This window comes from Roseateles sp. (genome assembly GCF_031397715.1).
Lineage (GTDB): Bacteria > Pseudomonadota > Gammaproteobacteria > Burkholderiales > Burkholderiaceae_C > Paucibacter_A.
In genome coordinates, this window is sequence record NZ_JANNMI010000264.1 from 1 (window position 1) to 19,701 (window position 19,701).

Genomic DNA, 19,701 nt, shown 5'->3' on the forward strand with positions numbered 1-19,701 from the left:
CAGCATGTGCTCGGCCAACCAGCCTTGGTCCCGGCCCATCGTCGACGCAATACGCAAAGCAAAGCACTTCTTGCCCAGCAGCGCATTGCCGCCATAGCCGGAGCCATAGGACCAGATTTCGCGGGTTTCCGGGAAATGGACGATGTATTTGGTCGGGTTGCAGGGCCACTTCACATCGGCTTGGCCGGCCTCTAGCGGGCTGGCCACCGTGTGTACGCAGGGCACAAACACGCCGTCGGCACCCAACACATCGAGCACCGGGCGGCCCATCCGCGTCATCGTGCGCATATTGACGGCGACATACGGGCTGTCGGACAGCTCGACGCCGATATGCGCGATCGGTGAGCCGAGCGGGCCCATGCTGAATGGCACGACGTACAAGGTGCGCCCGCGCATGCAGCCCTTGAAGAGCGCCTTGTCGCCGGTTTGCAACAGGCCGCGCATCTCGGCCGGGTCCATCCAGTTATTGGTCGGGCCGGCGTCTTCCTTCTTGGCCGAGCAAATATAGGTGCGGTCCTCGACCCGGGCCACGTCGCTGGGGTCGCTGCAGGCCAAATAGCTGTTCGCGCGCTTGGCCGGATTGAGCTTCTTGAATGTGCCCGCACTCACCAATAGGGTGCATAAACGGTCATATTCGGCTTGGCTGCCGTCACACCAGTAGACATCGCGTGCCTGCGTCAGTGCGGCGACCTCGGCCACCCAGCCTATCAAACGCTGGTGTTTTACATGAGCTGGCACATTGAGGCGCAGCCCCTCCATCACGGGTTGGTTCATCGTCGTTCCTTCAATATAAAAGCAGAATTTGGTCAAGTTCGACGGCGGTCACTCAATTCTGTGAGAGATATCGCCCTCGGACTTGACCGAATGCTGCTGATGTTGATGTTGATGTTGATAGCGCCGCATTGAGCCGGCCGGGAATTCGCAAAACCCACATCTTGCCGGGTGGCCACTGCGATTGTCACCGCAATGTAACCACACCGTAACTTCCGAGGAACCCGTGGTTATGCATTTGCAGAATGAAGTCATGCGCACCGATATTCCCCAGCCCAGGGGCGCGACTTTTGTCACACTAGCGGCCATGAAACTGATAAGCATCAATGTGGCTACGGCCAAAGCCCTTCACACGCTGGACGGCAAAACAGTGCTGAGCGGCATAGCCAAGCGGCCGGTCGGCGGCCGTGTCCAGGTTGGGCCGCTGGGTTTGCAGGGCGACGAGCAGGTCGACCTGAGCGTGCATGGCGGCTTGAGCAAAGCCGTCTACGCTTACCCCTCCGAACATTTCGCTTTTTGGCAGACGGTGCGGGCGCAGGCCAAGGTGGCAGATTGGCAGGCGGTGCTGGCGCCGGGCGCCGTCGGCGAGAACCTGAGCTTGAGCGGCTTGCTGGAGAAAGAGGTCTGGATCGGCGACCGCCTGCGCTTTGCCGACTGCGAATTGCTGGTCAGCGAACCGCGCTACCCCTGCTTCAAGTTCAACGCGGTGATGGGCTTCAACAAAGCGGTCAAGCTGATGAGCGAAAGCGCGTGGTGCGGCTTTTATTTGGCGGTGCAAACTCCTGGCACGCTGGAGGCCGGCGAGAGCTTTGAGCTGGTGGCCGGCCCGCGCGAAGTCAGCATCACCGAATTGTTTCGCTTCAAGCTGCGGCGTCACTGAGTAGACGGCTCTTACAAGCTCGGATAGTCCGTATAGCCCTGGGCGCCACCGCCGTACAGAGACGCCCGGTCGAGCCGCTGCAACTCGGCATTCAAGCGCAGGCGCCGTACCAAATCTGGGTTGGCGATAAAGTCCCGGCCAAAGGCGACCAGATCGGCGCGGCCTTCCGCCACCGCGTTGAGCGCCATCTCCCGGCTGTAGCCGTTGTTGACCATCCAGGGGCCGCCGAAGCGTTCGCGCATGGCACTGTAGTCAAACGGGGTGGCGTCACGAGGGCCGCCGGTCTGCCCCTCCACCACATGCAAGAACGCCAGGCCCAAGGGCGCCAAATGCTCGGCCACATGGTTGTAAAGCAATTGCACCTGCGAGTCACCGCCAGCCGGCGCGCGGGCCAGATTGACCGGGCTCAGCCGCAGGCCCGCTCGGCCAGCGCCGATCGCAGCGGCCACGGCCGCCATCACCTCCAACACAAAGCGGGCGCGGTGCTCGACCGGGCCGCCGTACGCATCCACACGGTCGTTGATGCTGTCATGCAGAAACTGGTCGATCAAATAGCTGTTGGCGCCGTGCACCTCAACCGCATCAAAGCCCGCTTCAATCGCGCAGCGAGCCGCCTGGGCGAACTGCTGCACCACCGCGCCGACCTCGGCCGTGCTCAGTGCGTGCGGCGTAGACAGCGGCTTGAGGCCGGTCGGTGTGCGCGCGCTACCGACGGCAGCGCGCGCCGTGCTGGAGACGGGCGCCTGGCCGCCGGGCTGGAAATCGCAATGCGAGACACGCCCGACATGCCACAGCTGCGCCGCGATCTTGCCGCCCGCCGCGTGCACCGCCTCGGTCACGCGCCGCCAGCCGGCGATCTGCTCCGGGGTATGGATGCCGGGTGTGTCGAAATAGCCCTGACCTTGGGCGCAAATCTGCGTGCCCTCGCTGATGATCAAGCCGGCCGAAGCACGCTGGCGGTAGTACTCAACCATCAACTCGTTGGGCACCAATCCTGGGGCACGGCTGCGCGTCAACGGTGCCATGACGATGCGATTGGCGAGCAAAAGGTCACCGATTTGGACGGGGTCGAAAAGGCTGGGCATGTTTGACGGTGAGCGGCATATGAGAATCCGCGAGCGTAGCGGATTTGCCCTCAAGCGAGACTCACCCCAGGTTCAAGCGCAAGCTGTGCCGATAGACTGTTGCGGCGCAATCGGTGCGCGACTCTCATAGCCATTTGCAGGCTCCCCGATCTATGAACCCTCGCACGTCAAGCTCAGCAGAAGCCTCTGCACCACATACCACCCGTCGTCTGCTATTGCAATGGGCGGGGGTCGGCCTCGCCGGCACGGCAATGCCCGCACTGGGCACCAGGCCGCTGAGCGCGCGTGCCGACGCGTCGGCCGTCATCAAGGTCGGCCGCGACCGGGACATCAAGTCGCTGGCCGAGGCTTCGCAGCGGGCGCGTGACGGCGCGGTGATCGAGGTGGACGCGGGTGACTACACGGCCGATGTGGCCGCTTGGCCGCAGCATGATTTGACGCTCAAGGCCGTGGGCGGGCGCGTGCGTCTGCTGGCCATGGGCGCTGCAGCGCAAGGCAAGGGCATCTTCGTCACCAGCGGCGAACGCTTGCGCATCCAAGGCTTTGACTTCATCGGCGCCCGTGTACCCGACCGCAATGGCGCCGGCATTCGGCTGGAACGGGGCTCGCTGAGCTTGCGGGACTGCAGCTTCAAGAACAACGAAAACGGCATCCTCACCAGCAACGACCCGGCCATCAGGCTGGAAATCGAAGACTGTGAGTTCGGCACCATCGTCAGGCACGATGGCCAGAACCACAACCTATATGTCGGCGCCATCGCCCATCTGCGCGTCATCGGCTGCTACTTTCACCACGGTCAAGTCGGCCACTTGCTGAAGAGCCGGGCCGCGGTCAATCAAATTCTGTACAACCGCCTGAGCGACGAAATTGGCGGCGAGTCCAGCTACGAATTGGAATTCCCCAACGGCGGCCAGGCGCTGGTGCTGGGCAATTTGATTCAGCAAGGCTCTGGCACCCAGAACCCCCACCTGATTTCCTTCGGTGCCGAAGGGCTGACTTGGCCCAAGCAGGAGTTGCAGCTGATCCACAACACCCTGGTCGATCAACGGCCCAGTGGCGGTGTTTTCCTGCGTGTCAGCCCGGGGCCGGTCAAGGTCAGGATATTTAACAACCTGTTGGTCGGCAACCCGCGCTTTGTGACCGACAAGGCCTGGGAGCTGGGCGCCAATTTCATCACCGACTTGGATGAGTTTGTATTGGCCGCACGCGAGAACTACGCCCTGCGGCCGACCTCGTCGCTGCGCGGCAAAGCGGTCGATCCCGGTGCGGCCTTTGGCCTGAGTTTGCGCCCGACAAGGCAATACCAGCATCCCCGCAGCAGCGTGGCCCTGACCCAAATTGCGAGACACCCGGGCGCCTTTCAAATGCCTTGAGGTGCCCAAAAGGTCGCGCGCCAGCGAGCCTCACGCTACAGTTCGTACATGCTCGCCTACAGACACGCCTTCCATGCCGGCAACCATGCCGATGTTCTCAAACACCTGATCCTGACGCAGGTGCTTCGCTATATGGGCGAAAAGGACAAACCCTACACACTCCTCGACACCCATGCCGGTGCCGGCGGCTATTCAATCGAGGGCCAGTACGCGCAGAAAAAAGGCGAGTATGTGCAGGGCGTTTCGCGTCTCTGGGACGCCAAAGATCTGCCCGCACCGCTGGCCAACTATATGGATTTGGTGCGCGCCTTCAACACCGACGGCCAGTTGCGCCAATACCCCGGCTCGCCCGGCATTGCCAACCTGATCATGCGCGAAGAGGACAGGTTGCGCGTGCACGAGTTGCACCCGACCGACTTCCGCATTCTCGAAACCTATCTCTCGACACGGCCCAATACCCAGGTCAGCGACAAAGACGGCTTCGCCGCGCTGCGCGCCGAGCTGCCGCCGCCGTCGCGCCGCGGCGTGGTGCTGATGGACCCGTCCTATGAGTTGAAGACCGACTACGCCAAGGTCTTGACGGCGGTGCGCGAGGGGCTTGAGCGCTTCGCCGACGGCGTGTTCCTGATCTGGTATCCGCAGCTGCAGCTGTTGGAGTCGGCCCAGTTGGCGCAACGTCTCAAGGCCGCGGCGGACGCCAGCGCCAAAAAGGGCTGGCTGCATGTGCGCCTGACGGTGCAGCAGCAGTCCGACATTCGCGGCTTCGGCATGTTGGGCAGCGGCATGTTCGTGATCAACCCGCCGTTCACCCTGCATGACGATCTGCAGGCTTGCATGCCGTACTTGGTTGAAAAGCTCGGCCAATACGATGGCGCCAACTTCTTGTTGGAGCAGCGCGCGCCTTGATAGCGCCTCAAAGGGCAACAGCTCCACGGGTTTCACCGCAGCGACTGTCATCTGCTTCGGGTTAGGCTTGTGGCCTTGTTCGCCTCCAGCCAAACCATGAATCTCAGCCCCGCCGCCCTAGCACGCGCTGTTCCCTTCGCCGCCTTCATGGCCCTCTTGGCCCTGCGAGGGGTTTTACCGGACAGTGCCAGCTTCGACCCACGCTACGTTTACGGCGTCAGCGTCTTGGTGGTCGGCGGCCTGCTGGCCTGGTTCTGGCTCGACTACGGTGAGTTGGCACGCCAAAACCTACCCAGCCGGCGGGAGCTACTCTGGAGCGTGTTGGTCGGCATCGTGGTGTTCGTGCTTTGGATCAATCTCGACGCCCCCTGGATGCAGCTCGGCGATCCAACCGCCAACTTCTTGCCGCTGGACGCACAAGGCCAGCTGATGTGGCCTTTGATCGCGCTGCGCTGGATCGGCGCCGCCCTGATCGTGCCGGTGATGGAGGAGTTGTTCTGGCGCAGCTTTTTGATGCGCTGGATTGAAAGCCCCAAATTCGAAACCGTTGACCCCCACCGCGTCGGCATCAAGGCCATCGTGCTGTCGACCTTTGTCTTCATGCTGGCCCACACGCTCTGGCTGGGCGCCGTCGTCGCCGGCTTGGCCTATGCCTGGCTCTATGTGCGCACCGGCAAGCTCTGGACGGCGGTGATCGCGCATGCGGTCACGAATGGCGTGCTGGGCATCTGGGTGGTCAAGACCGGTCAATGGCAGTTCTGGTAAAAAAATGAGCCCCCAAGAACCTAGCAGCCAATTCGCGCTGCTACGCCAGCGCCGCTTTGCGCCCTATTTCTGGGTGCAATTTCTCAATGCGGGCAATGACAACTTATTCAAGTTCCCGCTCATCATCCTGATTACCTACCAGCTCCAGCTGGATTGGCTGCCGGCCTCGCAGGCCGGGCTGGTGATCAACGCCTTGTTCATCCTGCCCTATGTGCTGTTCTCGGCCACCAGCGGGCAGCTGGCGGACAAGCTGGAAAAGCACAAGCTGATGCGCTTCGTCAAGTCCCTGGAGATCGCCATCATGGCGCTGGCGGCTTGGGGCTATCTGACGACGCAAGTGCACCTGCTGCTGCTGTGCGTGCTGCTGATGGGCCTGCATTCGACGCTGTTCGGGCCGGTCAAATACGCCTACTTGCCCCAGCAGTTGAACGAGCGCGAGCTGATGGGCGGCAACGGCATGGTCGAGATGGGCACCTTCGTCGCCATCCTGCTGGGCCAGGTGCTCGGTGGCTTGCTGATCGCGGTGCCCGAGGTCGGCGCGCGCAATGTCGCGATTGCTTGCTTGGTCACGGCCGTGTTGGGTCGCCTGTTGGCGCAGTTCATTCCCGTTTGCCCGGCCACCGACCCCACGCTCAAGATCAACTGGAACCCCTTCACCGAAACCTGGCGCAATCTGTTGCTCGCCCGCGAGGTGCCGGTGGTGTTTCGCTCGCTGCTCGGCATTTCCTGGATGTGGTTCTTCGGCGCGGTCTATTTGAGCAACTTCCCGGCCTTTGCCAAAGAAGTCTTGCACGGCGACGCCCAAGTCGCCACCGCGCTGCTGGTGATGTTCTCGCTTGGCATCGGCATCGGCTCGCTCTTGTGTGAGCGGCTATCGCGCCACAGCGTCGAGATCGGTCTGGTGCCGGTCGGCGCGATCGGCATGACCTTGTTCTCGATCGACCTCTACTTCGCCTCGCGCGGCCTGTCCACCAAGCCGGCGCTAATGAACTTAAGCGAGTTTTTCTCGCACACTGAACATTGGCGCGTGCTCGCCGATCTGGGCCTGCTGGCCCTGTTCACCGGTCTCTACAGCGTGCCAATGTACGCGCTGATTCAGCTGCGCTCGCAGCCCAGCCACCGCGCCCGCATCATTGCCGCCAACAATATTCTCAATGCGCTGTTCATGATCGTTAGCTCGCTGTTGGCCGGCGTGCTGCTGAGCAGCTTTGGCTTCAGCATCCCCGAGCTGTTCTTGTCGGTTGGCCTGGCCAATTTGCTGTTCAGTCTGTACGTGTTCATTCAAGCGCCGGAATATTTGCAGCGCTTCGCCGCCCTCGTCAGCGGGCGGCGCTGATCAAGGCGAAAACCAACGCGCCTCCAGTGCGCCCTGCCAGTTCGTGTCCAGCAGCAGATCACAGGCCAAACTGCTCAATCCGTCTGGCTGGCTGAGCTGCAATTCCCCCACCTGCTGCCAGCGCTGATCCCGGAAAGCGCTGCTCAGGCTTTGTAGCAAGGCCTGCTTGTAGGCCGTGTCATCGCTGCCCGCCAGATGCGCGCCCTTGGTCTCCATCAGCACCATGCGCTGTTGCTGCCCTTCGGTGACCAGGCCGAACACAAAGTCCGGATACACCTTGTGGCGCTTCCAGCCCTGCAGCCCGTACTGGGTGCGCGCCACATTGCGATGCCACCAATGCACCGCCTGTTTGGCATCTAGGTAGCCGGCAAACTTGGCCTCAAAGCCGTTCAGCTCCGGCCCTTCATAGACCGGTTCCAGCAAGGGCTTGCGCGCGGGCATGCCTTGGTCGTTGAGCAGCGCGCGCGGCTCACCCCCGCTCAGGCTCAGCTCGGCCTGCATCGGCAACTCGTAGTCGCTGGCGTCGGCGCGCAGCGCAAACTCGATCTGCCCCGCGCTGACCAACGCTGCAAACACGCGTTCAGCCCGGCGGTCTCGCTCGGCCTCCAGGCTCAAGCGCAGGCGTTCGATCAAAGACGCGTTGCTGGCCGCCAGTTGCGCTTCGCTGTGGCCTGCCGCCCGTAAAGCCTGCACGGCGGCTTGCACCCAGTCCCATAGCAACCAGGCGTTAGGTGCCAAATCGATCAAGGCGCGCACCAAGCGCGCACGGTTCAACTCGCCCTGCGCACCGGCCGAAACTCGCGGCGTCTGCGCCAAGCCATGGCGCTGCAAGATGCTCAAGTTGATGTCGAATTGCTCGCTCAAACCCGCCTCGGTGTTGGGCGCCCAGTCCTTGACCCACTGCGCCGCGTCCAGCCCCGCCCAGTCAATTCGCGCCAGCAGATCGCTCTCATAGGCCAGCTCGCGCCGCGCCCGGCCCGGCTCGCACCAGCTCACGCGCGGCAGGAACAGCCGCAGATGTGCCAGCTCAGGCCGACGGCGCTGCATCACGGTGCGGGTGTTGGCACTGCTCTCGCCGCTCGCCCCCGTGACCTTCATCAGCAGGTCCCCCATGCCCTCGCCTTCCAGCGACTTCTTGATCGCCCCCACCACCTCGGCGGTCTTGGCGTCATGGCACAAAACATAACAGGCATCCAGCGCGTCGTAGCCGGTCTTGGTGACCTGCGGCTGACGCAAGATGCGCCCCACCAACTGCGTCATCGCGGCCGGGTTGCGGCCCGCCGCCAGCGCGCACAACACATAGGCAAACGGGCAGTCCCAGCCCTCTTGCAGCGCCTGCTTGGTGATGATGGCGCGCACCTCGCACAAAGGGCTCAGCAAGTCGATGTTCTCGGGCGCGGCCAACTCGTTTTTGTCCGAGGTCTTGATCGCAATCTGCCGCTCGGTGAAGCCCAGTTGCAGCAGATAAGCGCGGGCATCTTCGGCGTGGATGAAGCCGCTGTCGCGCGTATCGGCACCGGTGCGCTCAACCTGCACCAACAAGATCGGCCGGATATAACGCGAAGTCTCACCGCGCAAGGCTTCGGCCTCGACCTGCAGCCCATCCAGCCGCGCAACCGCGGCCGCCAGGCAACTCTGCCAATCGCTCCAATGCTGCACGTCCACATGGATGGGCAGCTTGATCATCTGCGCCTCGTCCAGATCGGTGCCGCGCACGTCGACCAGGATGTTCGAGCCCGAACCCTTGGCCGAGGCAATCCGCGGCGTCGCTGACAACTCCAGCAAGAAGCCGGGGTTGAAACCGTCCAGCGTCTTGAGTGCGTTCTCGGTATAGCCGTGGTGGCCCTCGTCGATCACCACCATGGGCCGGAGCATCCGCGCCACATTGCCGAGCGAGCTTTTGACGATGCTGCCCATCTGCGCCCGCGCCTCTGCTTGGCTGGCCCCGAAGGGCGCATACACATCCAGATTCGGCACCGCCCGCAGCAGCTCCCAATGCGCTTGCACATCATCTTCGCGCGGCAGAAAACCCAGCACATTGCCGCGGTCGCGAAAAAAACGCAGCGTCTCCTTGCTGGCCCGCGCGGCCGACGCCAGCATCAGCACCATCACGCACAAATGGCCGTCCACATCCTGGCGCGTCAGCGGCGAATTCTTTTCCAGCACCTTGACCCGTCCGGCCCCCGCCACATTGAGCATCTGCCGGTAAGGGTGGTCGCGGTTGCTGAGCGTCTTCAGCGTCTGTCTATAGATCGCCTCATTCGGCACCACCCACAGCACCAGGCCGGTGTGGCGCTTGAACCAATGGCCGAAGACCTGTGCAATGCTGGCGGCGGCCAGCAGCGTTTTGCCGCCGCCGGTGGGCACCTTCAGACAGACATTCGGGATCGCGCTGCCGGCGCCGTCAAAGCGGCTGGAATGCGGCTGCGCGGCAAAGGCCGGCGGCAAAGCGCCCTCCGCCTTCAGCGCGGCCCAGGCCTTGCTCGGGTAGTCCTGCGCGTCATGCAGATAGTCCTGCATGTCCTCCATCGCGCGCAGCTGCGCCAATTTCGTTTGCGCTTTGGCGGCCTGTTGGCCCATCACGTCGAGGTAACGGCTTAGCTGGGCGAGCACGCGCTCCTGGAAGGGTTTGAGTTCAATCGCCCCGCCTGGTTGCCGAGCCTGGGCGTCGACATGGCTCTTGATCGGCCCCTGCCAAAGCAGCTTTCGATGCTTTTCTATTTCCTGCTTGAACACTTCACCATGCCGGTCTTGCAGCCAGACGACATCGGTTCGGTAAATCAGACCTAGATTCTCGATTTGGTCTTTGACGCGCAGAAAGCCCCGTGCATCAAGATCCGGCGCATCAACGGCAAGGTCAATGTCCGAGCGGGGGCGCTGCAAACCCTGGGCGCGTGAGCCGAAGATCCAGACAGCTCGAACACCGTCCAGCGATTCAAACAGCTTGAACAAGCGCGCACGAGCACCCGGCGAAATGCCGAAGGGGCCAACGTCGCTGGCGTCGCTGGCGTCGCCTAGACCCTCAACTGCCGTCATGCTGCAAAGTCTTGAGCAGATCTTCGAAGGCCTGTACGGCCCGCGCCTTCACCATTGCCGCCAAGATGATGGCCCGTTCTTGATCGTAGGCATGGCTCACCTCATTGCGACCTTCACGCAGGTCCATCCAGAGATCCGGGCCAGACAACAGGCCCGCCGTGAATGCTGATCTCAAAGTGCCGGCTGCGTAATCTGGCGCATCCGCCCCACGCAAAAGCAAAGCCGCCTTGAGTGTTTTCCAAGCCATTTCAAAGGTGAACACATAGCTCAACAGGATCGAATCGCGTGACTTCTTGTCCCCTGTGTCGGTTTCCACCGCTTCTCTCAAAGCCAGCAATGAGGCGCTAAAGAGCCCCAGCTGAAAGTGCAACTTATCTTCTTGATTCGCCATCTCAACTCTCCCGATACAGCGCAAACGGCAGCGGCGCGTAGTCCACGCCGTGTTCCTTCAGCTGCTTATTGCTCAGGTATTTGGCCGGCGCAAACACCAGATGGCCGCGCGGTGCGTCGCCGCGCGCCGCGTCATACGCGCGGCCCCAGGCCTGCATGGCCTCGGCCATCGAGAGCGTCAGCGCCGCCACCGGGCTCTTCAAAAAGGCCAAATCTGGCGTGTAGACCAACCACACATGCTTGTCCAGCGCCTGCCCCAGGTAATGCTGCGGCGCTGCCTTGGGCGCGAGTGGCAGCGTTGCGCCGGTGGCGGTGTAGAACAACCAAGCGCCTAAAGCCCCGCGCTCGGGCAGATGCTCACCGGACAGCAACTTTTCCAGTTCCAGCGCCTCGCCCAGCGTGCAATACGTGAAACTGCCGCCCAGGCCCGGCGCCAGCTCGGAGATGCGCCGCACGCCCTCGACGCGCAACACGCCGTCGTCCATCTTGACCTCGATCTTGTCGAAGCGTTTGCGCTTGGGTGCCGCGTTAGGCTCCAGCGTCGTCTGGGCCGCATCGTCATCCGTCAGCCCCTCGGACCGTTTGATCGCATCCACCTTGGCCAACCACTCACGGGCTTTTTTGAACTGGGTCAGCGTGATTTTTTCTTCCAGCAGCGTCTCGCGCTGATTGCCGGCCCAGGCATAACCCCGAATCGCCCGGCGCACCCGCTCGGCGGTCAGCGTGTCGGCATAGGCCTCGCCTTCCACCAGGATGAAGCGACGCGTGCCGCCGTCCTTGGCATTGGCTTTGAGCACCGCATGGGCGGTGGTGCCGGAGCCCGCGAAGGAGTCGAGGATGAGGGCGTTGTCGTCGGCGCCCAGTTCCAGCACGCGCTCAATCAAGGCCACCGGCTTGGGCGTGATGGTGCTTTCGCCGTCCTTCAGCATGCCCATTTCAATCAACGTCTTCTTGGCGTCTTGCGTGTGGCCAACCTCGTCGTAGAACCAAAGAGTTTGGGGGGTGCGGCCTTGTTTGACGTCCGTCAGAAACCGCTTCAAACGCGGCATATTGTTGCCGTCCTCGCCCCACCAAATTCGACGCTCGCTATCGAATTGAACGAATTTCTCCTGGCTGATGCCCCAGTACCTCCCTGGGGGCGGACCATCAAAAACTCGGCCCGATGGGGCACTTACGGGGTAACTACCTTCGCTGTAGAAGTTCCTTGCCGAAAGATCGCCCGAAGTCCAAGGCCCCCGTGGATCGTTGTCCGGATTGTTGTAGCGCGCCTCCATCGCCTCTGTGCGCTCCAGCATGCGCGGCCGCCACAAATCCCGGTTCTTGGCGATGACCAAGAGATGGTCGTGGTCTTCGCTGAAAAACTGCGCCGTGTTCTTGGGCGAAAAGTTTTTCTGCCACACCACGTTGGCAATGAAGGCCTGCTCGCCAAACAACTCATCCAGGACCATTCGCGCCCGATGCACCTCGTTGTCATCGAGCGTGATCCAGATCGAGCCGCGCTCGCTCAGCAGCTCGCGCAGCAGCGTCAGCCGCGGCCACATCATGCATAACCACTTGTCGTGGCGGAGCATGTCCTCGCCGTCGACCGGGTTGGTCGTCAGCCATTCCTTCATGATGGGCGAGTTGACGCCGTCGCTATAGCACCAGCCCTCGTTGCCGGTGTTGTAGGGCGGGTCAATAAAAATCAAATCGACTTGGCCGGCATAGCGCGGCAGCAAGCTCTTGAGCGCATGCAGGTTGTCACCCTGGATGACGAGGTTGCCGCTCAGGTCGGGTGCGCCCACGCTCTTGCTGGCGTCCGCCAGCAGCGGCCGGTAGGGCACGCTGAGATGGTGGTTGTAAACGTATTCTTTGCCTTTGAAGACGATTTCGGGCATGGCGGATTCTGGCTAACGAGGGTCGATCAAAGATAAACTGGCCGCCTTCAGCGGATCAAGGCGACACCATAACCCGCCAGCTGCTTGTCGGCGCTCACCAAGGTGAGGTTCTCGACCTGGCATTGCGCGATCAACAGGCGATCAAAGGGGTCGCGGTGATGCCAGGGCAAGCTGGCCACGCGCAGGCTGTGGCTGAGCTCGATGGGCAGCAACTGGAACTGATTGAGCGCCAGCTGCTCGGGCAAAAAACGCTCCAGGCTGCCGCTCAGTTCTAACTTGCCGAGGCTGTGTTTGATGGCCAGCTCCCAGGCACTGGCCACACTGAAGAAGCATTCGTTGCCGCTGTCGGCGATGGCCGCACGGGCCTTCTTAGACAGGGCTTTGTCACCCGTCACCCACCAGAGAAAGATATGGGTGTCCAGCAGCAGGCGCATGCCGCTCAGCGGTAGGGCGCGAAGTCGTCCAACGGCGCATCAAAGTCGGGCGCAATCGACTTGATCAAGCCCTTGGCCGACCCCGGTTGGCGTGGGCTGCCGCGCGCGGCCTGCAGCGGCACCAAACGCAAGAGCGGCCGGTTGTCACGCGCAATCACCACGTCTTCACCGGCCAGCGCGCGCTGCACCAGCTCGGAAAACTGGGCCTTGGCTTGCGCAATATTGTAGTGATTCATGGTTTTCACTCCTGCTATGTTGGTCATTTTAAGTGACCAACATAGCAAACGTCAAACCCCCCGCGCCCGACCTTCAGCGAACTTGACGCGGAAGGCCTCGAAACCTCCGACATCCAGCGCGTCACGTGCCTCCTGCATCAGGTTGAGGTAGTAATGCAGGTTGTGGATGCTGGTCAGCATGGGCCCTAACATCTCGCCGCAGCGGTCCAGATGGTGCAGATAGGCGCGTGAGAAGTTGGCGCAGCAATAACAGGTGCAGGTCTCGTCAACCGGCCGCTCATCGGTCTTGTAGCGCGCATTGCGCAGGCGCAAATCGCCAAAGCGGGTGAACAAATGGCCGTTGCGGGCGTTGCGGGTCGGCATCACGCAGTCAAACATGTCGATGCCTTGCGTCACGCCTTCGATCAGGTCCTCCGGCGTGCCCACCCCCATCAAGTAACGCGGTTTGTCAACGGGCAGCTGATGGCCGATGTGGGCCAGCACGCGGCGCATATCGGCCTTGGGCTCGCCGACGCTCAAGCCGCCAATCGCATAGCCCGGCAGGTCCAGCGCGGCCAGGCCGGCAAGAGAATGGTCACGCAAGCCCTCGTACATGCCGCCCTGCACGATGCCGAACAAGGCATTGGGGTTTTCCAAACGGTTGATTTCATCGGCACAGCGCTTGGCCCAGCGCAAGCTCATCTCCATCGAGACGCGCGCTTCCTTCTCGGTCGTGATTTCGCCCTTGCTCTTGTCATTTTTAAAATACGGCGTGCATTCGTCGAACTGCATCACGATGTCGGCGTTCAGCACGGTCTGGATCTGCATGCTGATCTCGGGCGTCAGGAACAGCTTGTCACCATTGACCGGTGAGGCGAACTTGACACCTTCTTCCGAAATCTTGCGCATCTCGCCCAGGCTCCAGACCTGGAAGCCACCACTGTCGGTCAGGATTGGCTTGTGCCAGTTCTCGAAGCGGTGCAGGCCACCGAACTGTTTGATGATGTCCATGCCGGGGCGCAGCCACAGATGGAAGGTGTTGCCCAGAATGATCTGCGCGCCCATTTCTTCGAGTGAGCGCGGCATCACGCCCTTGACGGTGCCATAGGTGCCCACCGGCATGAAGATCGGCGTTTGCACCACTCCATGGTTGAGCGTCATCTGGCCACGGCGGGCGTGGCCCTCGGTCTTGATTAAGTCGAACTTCAGCATAGTGGCGCGATTGTCGCAGCCTGCCGACGCAGCGACGGCTGATGTGGACCCGGCTCAGGTCCGGCTCAGGTCCGGTGCAGGGCTCAGCCCTGCCGGCGCCGGCGCGCCTGCACCGCTACAAAGCCAAGACCGGCCAGCAGCAAAGCCAGGGTGGCAGGCTCAGGCACGGGCATGGCCTGCGCGGTCAGGGCGCCGAGGTAGAACTGGTTGGCCTTGGCACCCCCGTAGGCGAAGGTGAAGGTCTGGCCGACCATCGGGGTGGTCAAGCTGATTGCCCCCGTGCCCGTGGGCAAGGCGGTCGATTGCTCGTTCAGCAAAAAGGTCGCACCGGACTGCCAGCTGGTGAAGTTATGGCCGTCCGAACGCAGGTCGATGCGGCTCAATTGAACGACTTGGTTGAAGGTGATGGTCAGCTTTTCGCCCGCCGTGATGTTGTCATCGCTGTTGACACCCTTGAGGTGGTAGACCCCCAGGCCGGCACCCTTGCTGCTGGTCCAACCGGCGGTGCTGTCCTGCACCACCGAAGCGGTGAAGCCTTTGTATGAGGCGGTCGCGATTGCCACCAAGCCGCCATTGGTGTACTTCAAGCTGCCGCCAAATTCACCGTTGTCGACCTTGGAGCTGCAGATATCGGCACCGGTGCAGGGCACGCCGGTGACGGGCTCAGGCAGCTGGGCTGGCATGGGCAAGAAGTCGCCATGGGCGGCGCCCCGGCCCAATTTGTAGAAGTCAAACTGTGCGGCACTGGCCGGCAGCGCGGCCGAGGCCAACATGGCGGCGGCGAGGAGATACTGAGTTTTCATGCTTGTTTTGGCCCAATGAAGCGCGGCGATAAGTTGATGTGGGGAGCCTAAGGCTGCGTTTCGACAGCCCCAAGGCCGCGACCTCCCGCGTTCGCGGGGGTTCGCAAGGCTTGGCTAGCTCATTGAAGGGCGAACCGTGAAGAGTGCACGCAAGCTCAGGCTGCACAGCGCCAATGGGCCCGCTGCTGCCGAGCTGGTTAGCACTGCTGCTGCCGGCGTAAACTGCATCCGGCGAAATGGGGGCATCTGCACTCACCGGCGGGTCAATCGGCAAATGGCTCACTCCTCAGGACTGTCTATGCGTCGACCGTTTTTCTGTTGCCTGCTGAGTCTCAGCCTTTTTCAAACTGCAGCGGCGCAGCCCCGCAACACCGGCGCCGAATGCGGCCCCTACAGCCTCGCCTTCTATGAACATGGCGTGCTCTATTACCGCGACGCCACCGGCGCCTATGCCGGCATTGATCTCGACATCGTCAACGAACTGGCCCGCCGCAGCGGCTGTGTGTTCAATACCGTGCTGGAGTCGCGTGTGCGCATCTGGGATCAGCTGGCCAGAAACAAATTGGACCTCAGCGTGTCCGGCATCCCCAGCCCAGAGCGAGAAAAATATGCCGAATTCATGCTCTATGTACAGACCCGGAACTACGCCCTGCTTCGGCGCGAGTTGGCCGACAAACTGACTTCCCCCGAGGCTTTTTTGGCCGACCCCACGCGACTGGTCGTGGTGGTCAAGAGCTTTAAGCATGGACCGGTCTTTGACGCCTGGCTGGACAAATTGCGCGCCCGCCAGCGGGTCACCGAGGTGCCTGATTTTGACTCCGCGGTGCGTGTCTTCAAGCTCGGCCGGGCCGACGCGATGTTGGCCCTACCGACCAGTTGGCCGCTGATTTTTCGCCGCGAAGGCCTGCAAGACGAGGTGGTTGTGCTTGACTGGGCGGCGCAAGACCGCATCAACGCCGGCTTGGTGGTCTCACGCCAGCGGGTTAGCGCGGCCGACCGCCAACGTCTGCGCGGCGCCCTTTCGGCCATGCAAAAGGACGGTACGCTCGAATCCATCTTCACGCGCCATGTCGGCGCCGCAACGGCCAAGACAATGCTACTGGCTGCGGCGCCGCCCAAGCCCTGATTCGGCCGGTCGCCGCAAGCGCGAAAATGGCGGCCATGCCCAATGCCCTTGCCCACCCCGTCCACAGCGCACTGATCATCAAGAAGAGTCGTTTCATCGGCTGCGTGGAGGCAATGCCCGATCGCGCCGGTGCCATCGCCCGGGTGGCCGCCTTGAAGGCCGAGCATCCCGGCGCCGTTCATGTGTGCTGGGCCTTCTCGGGGGGCGGCCAGTCGGCGGCGGTTGACGACGGTGAACCCAGCGGCACCGCCGGCCGGCCGATGCTGGAGGTGTTGCGGCATCAAGACCTGGAGGGCGTGCTGGCCACCGTGGTGCGCTACTGGGGTGGCACCAAGCTGGGCGCCGGCGGCCTGGTGCGAGCCTATACCGATGCGGTCGCGCAGGCGCTGCTGAAGGCCGAGAAGATTCCGCTCGTCAAGCTGCAAACGCTGAGTTGCACGCTGCCTTACGCCTTTGAAGGCTGGTTGCGGCGCGAGATCGAGGCGGCCGGGGCGCAACTGCTGGCGGTGCAGCACGGCAGCCAGGTCGAACTCAGCTTCGCGCTGCCGGCGCCGGCTGCCAGCGCCTTCGTGACGCGCCTGAATGACGCGGGTCAAGGGCGGATCGGCTGGCTGAAGGTTCAGGCCGATGCCGACGCACCCGGCTGCATCGAAGTCGCGGGCCGGCCGGGGTCCGGTCGAGTCGGTCAGTTTCGACCTGGCTGAATTCACCCCGCGGCGCGAACTCGGGCGGCAAAACAATCGTGCAAGGCAGCCGCTTCGGGGTTTCCGCCCCAGCCAAAGGCCGTGCCAGCAGATGACCGCTAGGGTTGAATTTCGCCTGGTCACCGAACATGCCTTTTGCATTGGGCAGAGTCGCCGCAACAACGCCACTGGCCTCGCGGGCCTCTTTCAACCAAGCCTCATCCCAATCCGGAGGCTCGAAATTCCCCGGGTTCTTTTGTCGAATAGCCTGGCAACACCTGGTACTTGGCTGAGGGTAAATACTTGTTCGTTTTGCCACCAAACCCACTGGAATGAGGGGGGGTCGACCCGGGGGGGGAGCCGTACCATGGATTGCTGTCCGGCCGTTACCAGGAACTCCGCCATGCACATGACCCCTTACCTTCTCGCCGCCGCCGCCGCGGTCGTCGCCGGCCCTGCCGCTGCGGCCGATCCGGTGAGCATCCTCTTCGTTGGCAACAGCTACACCTTTGGCCGCTTGGACCCGGTGCTGAGCTACAACGCCGCCAATGTGCGAGACCTGACCCAGCCGCAGGGGCCGTTGGTGGTCGGGTCGACCGCAAGCACACCCAAGTTCAGTGATGTGACAGGGACCAACTCCTACGGCCCTGGCATGATCAACCCGACCACGGGTGTGCATGGCAATTCGTACTCGCCGCACACGCAGACCAACGGTTGGGGTGGCGTGGCCGGCATCTTCAAGCAGCTCACGGTGCAGGCCGGGCTGAACTATGACGTGGCCTTGTCCACCCGCAACGCCGCCACGCTGCGCGGACACCTGATCAACTCCGCCAATTCCGTCAATTGGGACCTGCGCGGCAATATCAGCAGCCAGAAATGGGCCAAGATGATCTTGCAGGAGCAGAGCGACGAGGCGCTCGGGCCGCAGACCGTCAACGGCGTCGCCCTGGGTTCCAACTTTCCAGCGATCAGAGCCCATGTCGATCTGATCGAAGATTGGGTGCACACGGGCAAGGTCACCATTGCGCCCGGTTTGACTGCAGTCACCAGCTATACCGAGGAAGCTATGTATATCGCCCAGTACGGCAGTGTTGACGCTTGCGTCGCGGCGGGCGGCACCAAAAGAGCCAGCGCAGGGGCGCCGGCAGGCAGTTGTGATAACCGGGCGACCCGCAACCTGGGGGTGAACGCAAATGCCAGCTTGGCGACCGAGATCTATCTGCAGCAAACCTGGGCCCGCCCGAATCTGATCAACTCACCCGGCACGCCGACCATCAACCCTGCGACCGGCGACGCCGTCTACGACACCACCAAGCCGGTGCCAAGCTATTTCAACTCGCTCGAGGCGATGACGTCCGAGATGAGCACCGGCATGTTGAAAGTCGCTGACTACGCCGATGATGATGGCAGCTCGGGCATCACGGAAATCATTCCCGTGGGACAGGCCTTCTTGGCCGCCGTGCAAGCCGGCGTCGCCACCCGCGATATGTATGCCGCGGATGCTTCGACCGACCAGCTGATTGATCTCTGGTTCAACGATGGCACCCACGCCAGCGTCGCCGGCTCCTACCTCAGCGCCCTGACGAACTTCGGCTCGGTCACCGGCCTCGATCCAGCGATGTTCGGCGCCAACGAGATCGCTGCGCGTGACCTGGGCCTGAGCCAAAGTGATGCACTGGCATTGCAGCGCGTTGCCAGCCTGACCCTGGGCCACACCGCACCGGTGCCTGAGCCATCGACTGTTGCGCTGATGCTGGCAGGCCTGGCCGGCATCGCTGCCTTGGCTCGTAAACGGCGAGCCGAAGGCTAAGCGCCGCTGGCGCGCAGCGTTTGAGTTCGGAGCGCAGCGTCTGGTGCCCCTAAATCGGTCGCCAGACCTGCGCCAGCAGCCGGATCGCCCGGCGTATCTCCGCCGGCGGTACCGAGGCAAAGCCAAACACCAGGCCGGCCTCCTGGCTGTGGGCCGGCAGCCCGCCGACCTGGGTCAGCCCGCCCAACTCGATACCTGCCGCAGCGGCGGCCGTCACCAGCCGCCTCTCCCAGGCGCGCGAGGGCAGCGGCCAGAAGGCCTGCAAGCCCGCATCAATCGGCTGCAGCGGCAAGTCCCGCAGGGCCGCCGGCAAATGCGGTTTGAGGTCCTGCGCCCAAACACTCAGGAACATATCGCGACGCTCCAGGGCGGCGCGCCGCATGCGCCGCACATGGCGCAAAAAATGACCCTCGGCCATGAAGTCAGCCATCACCACTTGGTCGGCAATCGATGACTGCCGGTCCAACACCGCCCGCAGCTTGGCCAGGGTCGGCAGCCACGCGGCCGGCGCCACCAGGTAGCCCAGGCGCAGGCCGGGGAACAACAGCTTGGAGAAGCTGCCGATATAGAGCGTGCGCTGGCCTTGATCGAGCGTGGCCAGCGGCGCCAATGGCACGCCGTTGAAGCGGTACTCGCCGTCGTAGTCGTCCTCCAACACCCAGGCGTTCTCGCGGGCCGCCCAAGCCAGCAATTCAAGCCGGCGCTGCAAGCTCATCGCCACCCCGGTCGGGTACTGGTGCGAGGGCGTGGTGTAGACCATGCGCACCCGTCCCAAGGCCTGCAAGGCCCCGACGCGCAGGCCTTGGCCATCCAGCGGCACCGGCAGCACTGTCGCGCCACTCAGGCCCAAGGCGGCGGCCGCAGCACGGTAGCCGGGCGACTCCATGCCGACCCGGTCGCCGCGCTGCACCAGCGCCAGGGCGGCCATCGCAATCGCCTGTTGTGAGCCCGCCGTGATGATGATCTGATCGGCGCCGCATTGCAGGCCGCGCGAGTGGC

General features: G+C 62.9%; 16 protein-coding genes and 2 pseudogenes. 8 read left to right on the forward strand and 10 right to left on the reverse strand.

Annotated elements, in window-relative coordinates; genetic code table 11:
• Window positions 1-774, reverse strand: a pseudogene (locus tag RMO57_RS11500) (phosphoenolpyruvate carboxykinase); the annotation flags it as partial.
• A gap of 304 nt (window positions 775-1,078) precedes the next feature.
• Here RMO57_RS11500 and RMO57_RS11505 point away from each other — a divergent pair.
• Complete coding sequence (locus tag RMO57_RS11505) at window positions 1,079-1,651, forward strand: MOSC domain-containing protein (protein WP_310386736.1); 573 nt, start codon at window positions 1,079-1,081, stop codon at window positions 1,649-1,651.
• 11 nt (window positions 1,652-1,662) lie between these two features.
• On the opposite strand, the gene RMO57_RS11510 is transcribed toward RMO57_RS11505, so the two are convergent.
• Entirely contained in the window at window positions 1,663-2,736 is a 1,074-nt protein-coding gene (locus RMO57_RS11510) for an alkene reductase (protein ID WP_310386738.1), read from the reverse strand.
• Window positions 2,737-2,987: 251 nt separating this feature from the next.
• On the opposite strand from RMO57_RS11510, the gene RMO57_RS11515 reads away from it, so the two are divergent.
• The 4 genes and pseudogenes from RMO57_RS11515 to RMO57_RS11530 all read left to right on the forward strand — a co-directional run.
• On the forward strand, window positions 2,988-4,109 hold the full coding sequence (locus RMO57_RS11515) for a hypothetical protein (RefSeq protein WP_310386740.1): 1,122 nt from the start codon (window positions 2,988-2,990) through the stop codon (window positions 4,107-4,109).
• Between the two features lie 48 nt (window positions 4,110-4,157).
• On the forward strand, window positions 4,158-5,015 hold the full coding sequence (locus RMO57_RS11520) for a 23S rRNA (adenine(2030)-N(6))-methyltransferase RlmJ (RefSeq protein WP_310386742.1): 858 nt from the start codon (window positions 4,158-4,160) through the stop codon (window positions 5,013-5,015).
• A 96-nt stretch (window positions 5,016-5,111) separates the two neighbouring features.
• Entirely contained in the window at window positions 5,112-5,780 is a 669-nt protein-coding gene (locus RMO57_RS11525) for a CAAX prenyl protease-related protein (protein WP_310386744.1), read from the forward strand.
• Between the two features lie 4 nt (window positions 5,781-5,784).
• Window positions 5,785-7,110, forward strand: a pseudogene (locus tag RMO57_RS11530) (MFS transporter); the annotation flags it as partial.
• A gap of 6 nt (window positions 7,111-7,116) precedes the next feature.
• Here RMO57_RS11530 and RMO57_RS11535 read toward each other — a convergent pair.
• The 7 genes from RMO57_RS11535 to RMO57_RS11565 form a co-directional block, all read right to left on the reverse strand.
• Window positions 7,117-10,152: a DEAD/DEAH box helicase family protein gene (locus tag RMO57_RS11535; protein WP_310386746.1), complete on the reverse strand. Its 3,036-nt coding sequence runs from the start codon at window positions 10,150-10,152 to the stop codon at window positions 7,117-7,119.
• Window positions 10,139-10,543 carry an HI0074 family nucleotidyltransferase substrate-binding subunit gene (locus tag RMO57_RS11540; RefSeq protein ID WP_310386748.1) on the reverse strand — a complete coding sequence of 135 codons (405 nt, stop codon included), beginning with the start codon at window positions 10,541-10,543 and terminating at the stop codon, window positions 10,139-10,141. The genes RMO57_RS11535 and RMO57_RS11540 overlap by 14 nt, the downstream gene beginning before the upstream one ends.
• Before the next feature lies 1 nt (window position 10,544).
• A complete protein-coding gene (locus RMO57_RS11545; RefSeq protein WP_310386750.1) occupies window positions 10,545-12,419 on the reverse strand; it encodes a site-specific DNA-methyltransferase in 1,875 nt (624 codons plus the stop codon).
• 47 nt (window positions 12,420-12,466) lie between these two features.
• On the reverse strand, window positions 12,467-12,853 hold the full coding sequence (locus tag RMO57_RS11550; RefSeq protein WP_310386752.1) for a type II toxin-antitoxin system VapC family toxin: 387 nt from the start codon (window positions 12,851-12,853) through the stop codon (window positions 12,467-12,469).
• A 5-nt stretch (window positions 12,854-12,858) separates the two neighbouring features.
• Complete coding sequence (locus RMO57_RS11555) at window positions 12,859-13,089, reverse strand: type II toxin-antitoxin system prevent-host-death family antitoxin (protein WP_310386755.1); 231 nt, start codon at window positions 13,087-13,089, stop codon at window positions 12,859-12,861.
• 51 nt (window positions 13,090-13,140) lie between these two features.
• Window positions 13,141-14,280 carry a tRNA guanosine(34) transglycosylase Tgt gene (gene tgt, locus RMO57_RS11560; RefSeq protein WP_310386757.1) on the reverse strand — a complete coding sequence of 380 codons (1,140 nt, stop codon included), beginning with the start codon at window positions 14,278-14,280 and terminating at the stop codon, window positions 13,141-13,143.
• An 83-nt stretch (window positions 14,281-14,363) separates the two neighbouring features.
• Window positions 14,364-15,083: a PEP-CTERM sorting domain-containing protein gene (locus RMO57_RS11565; protein WP_310386759.1), complete on the reverse strand. Its 720-nt coding sequence runs from the start codon at window positions 15,081-15,083 to the stop codon at window positions 14,364-14,366.
• A 298-nt stretch (window positions 15,084-15,381) separates the two neighbouring features.
• Here RMO57_RS11565 and RMO57_RS11570 point away from each other — a divergent pair, with 298 nt between their 5' ends.
• The 3 genes from RMO57_RS11570 to RMO57_RS11580 all read left to right on the forward strand — a co-directional run bounded on the left by RMO57_RS11570 (window position 15,382) and on the right by RMO57_RS11580 (window position 18,702).
• On the forward strand, window positions 15,382-16,209 hold the full coding sequence (locus RMO57_RS11570) for a substrate-binding periplasmic protein (RefSeq protein ID WP_310386761.1): 828 nt from the start codon (window positions 15,382-15,384) through the stop codon (window positions 16,207-16,209).
• 35 nt (window positions 16,210-16,244) lie between these two features.
• The gene (locus RMO57_RS11575; RefSeq protein ID WP_310386762.1) at window positions 16,245-16,913 is read left to right on the forward strand and encodes a YigZ family protein; all 669 of its coding nucleotides are present in this window, start codon (window positions 16,245-16,247) and stop codon (window positions 16,911-16,913) included.
• A 382-nt stretch (window positions 16,914-17,295) separates the two neighbouring features.
• Window positions 17,296-18,702, forward strand: a complete 1,407-nt coding sequence (locus RMO57_RS11580) for a PEP-CTERM sorting domain-containing protein (protein ID WP_310386765.1) — start codon at window positions 17,296-17,298, stop codon at window positions 18,700-18,702.
• Window positions 18,703-18,751: 49 nt separating this feature from the next.
• Here RMO57_RS11580 and RMO57_RS11585 read toward each other — a convergent pair.
• Window positions 18,752-19,701 (reverse strand): PLP-dependent aminotransferase family protein (locus tag RMO57_RS11585; protein ID WP_310386767.1); only part of this gene is annotated, 950 nt, incomplete at its 5' end.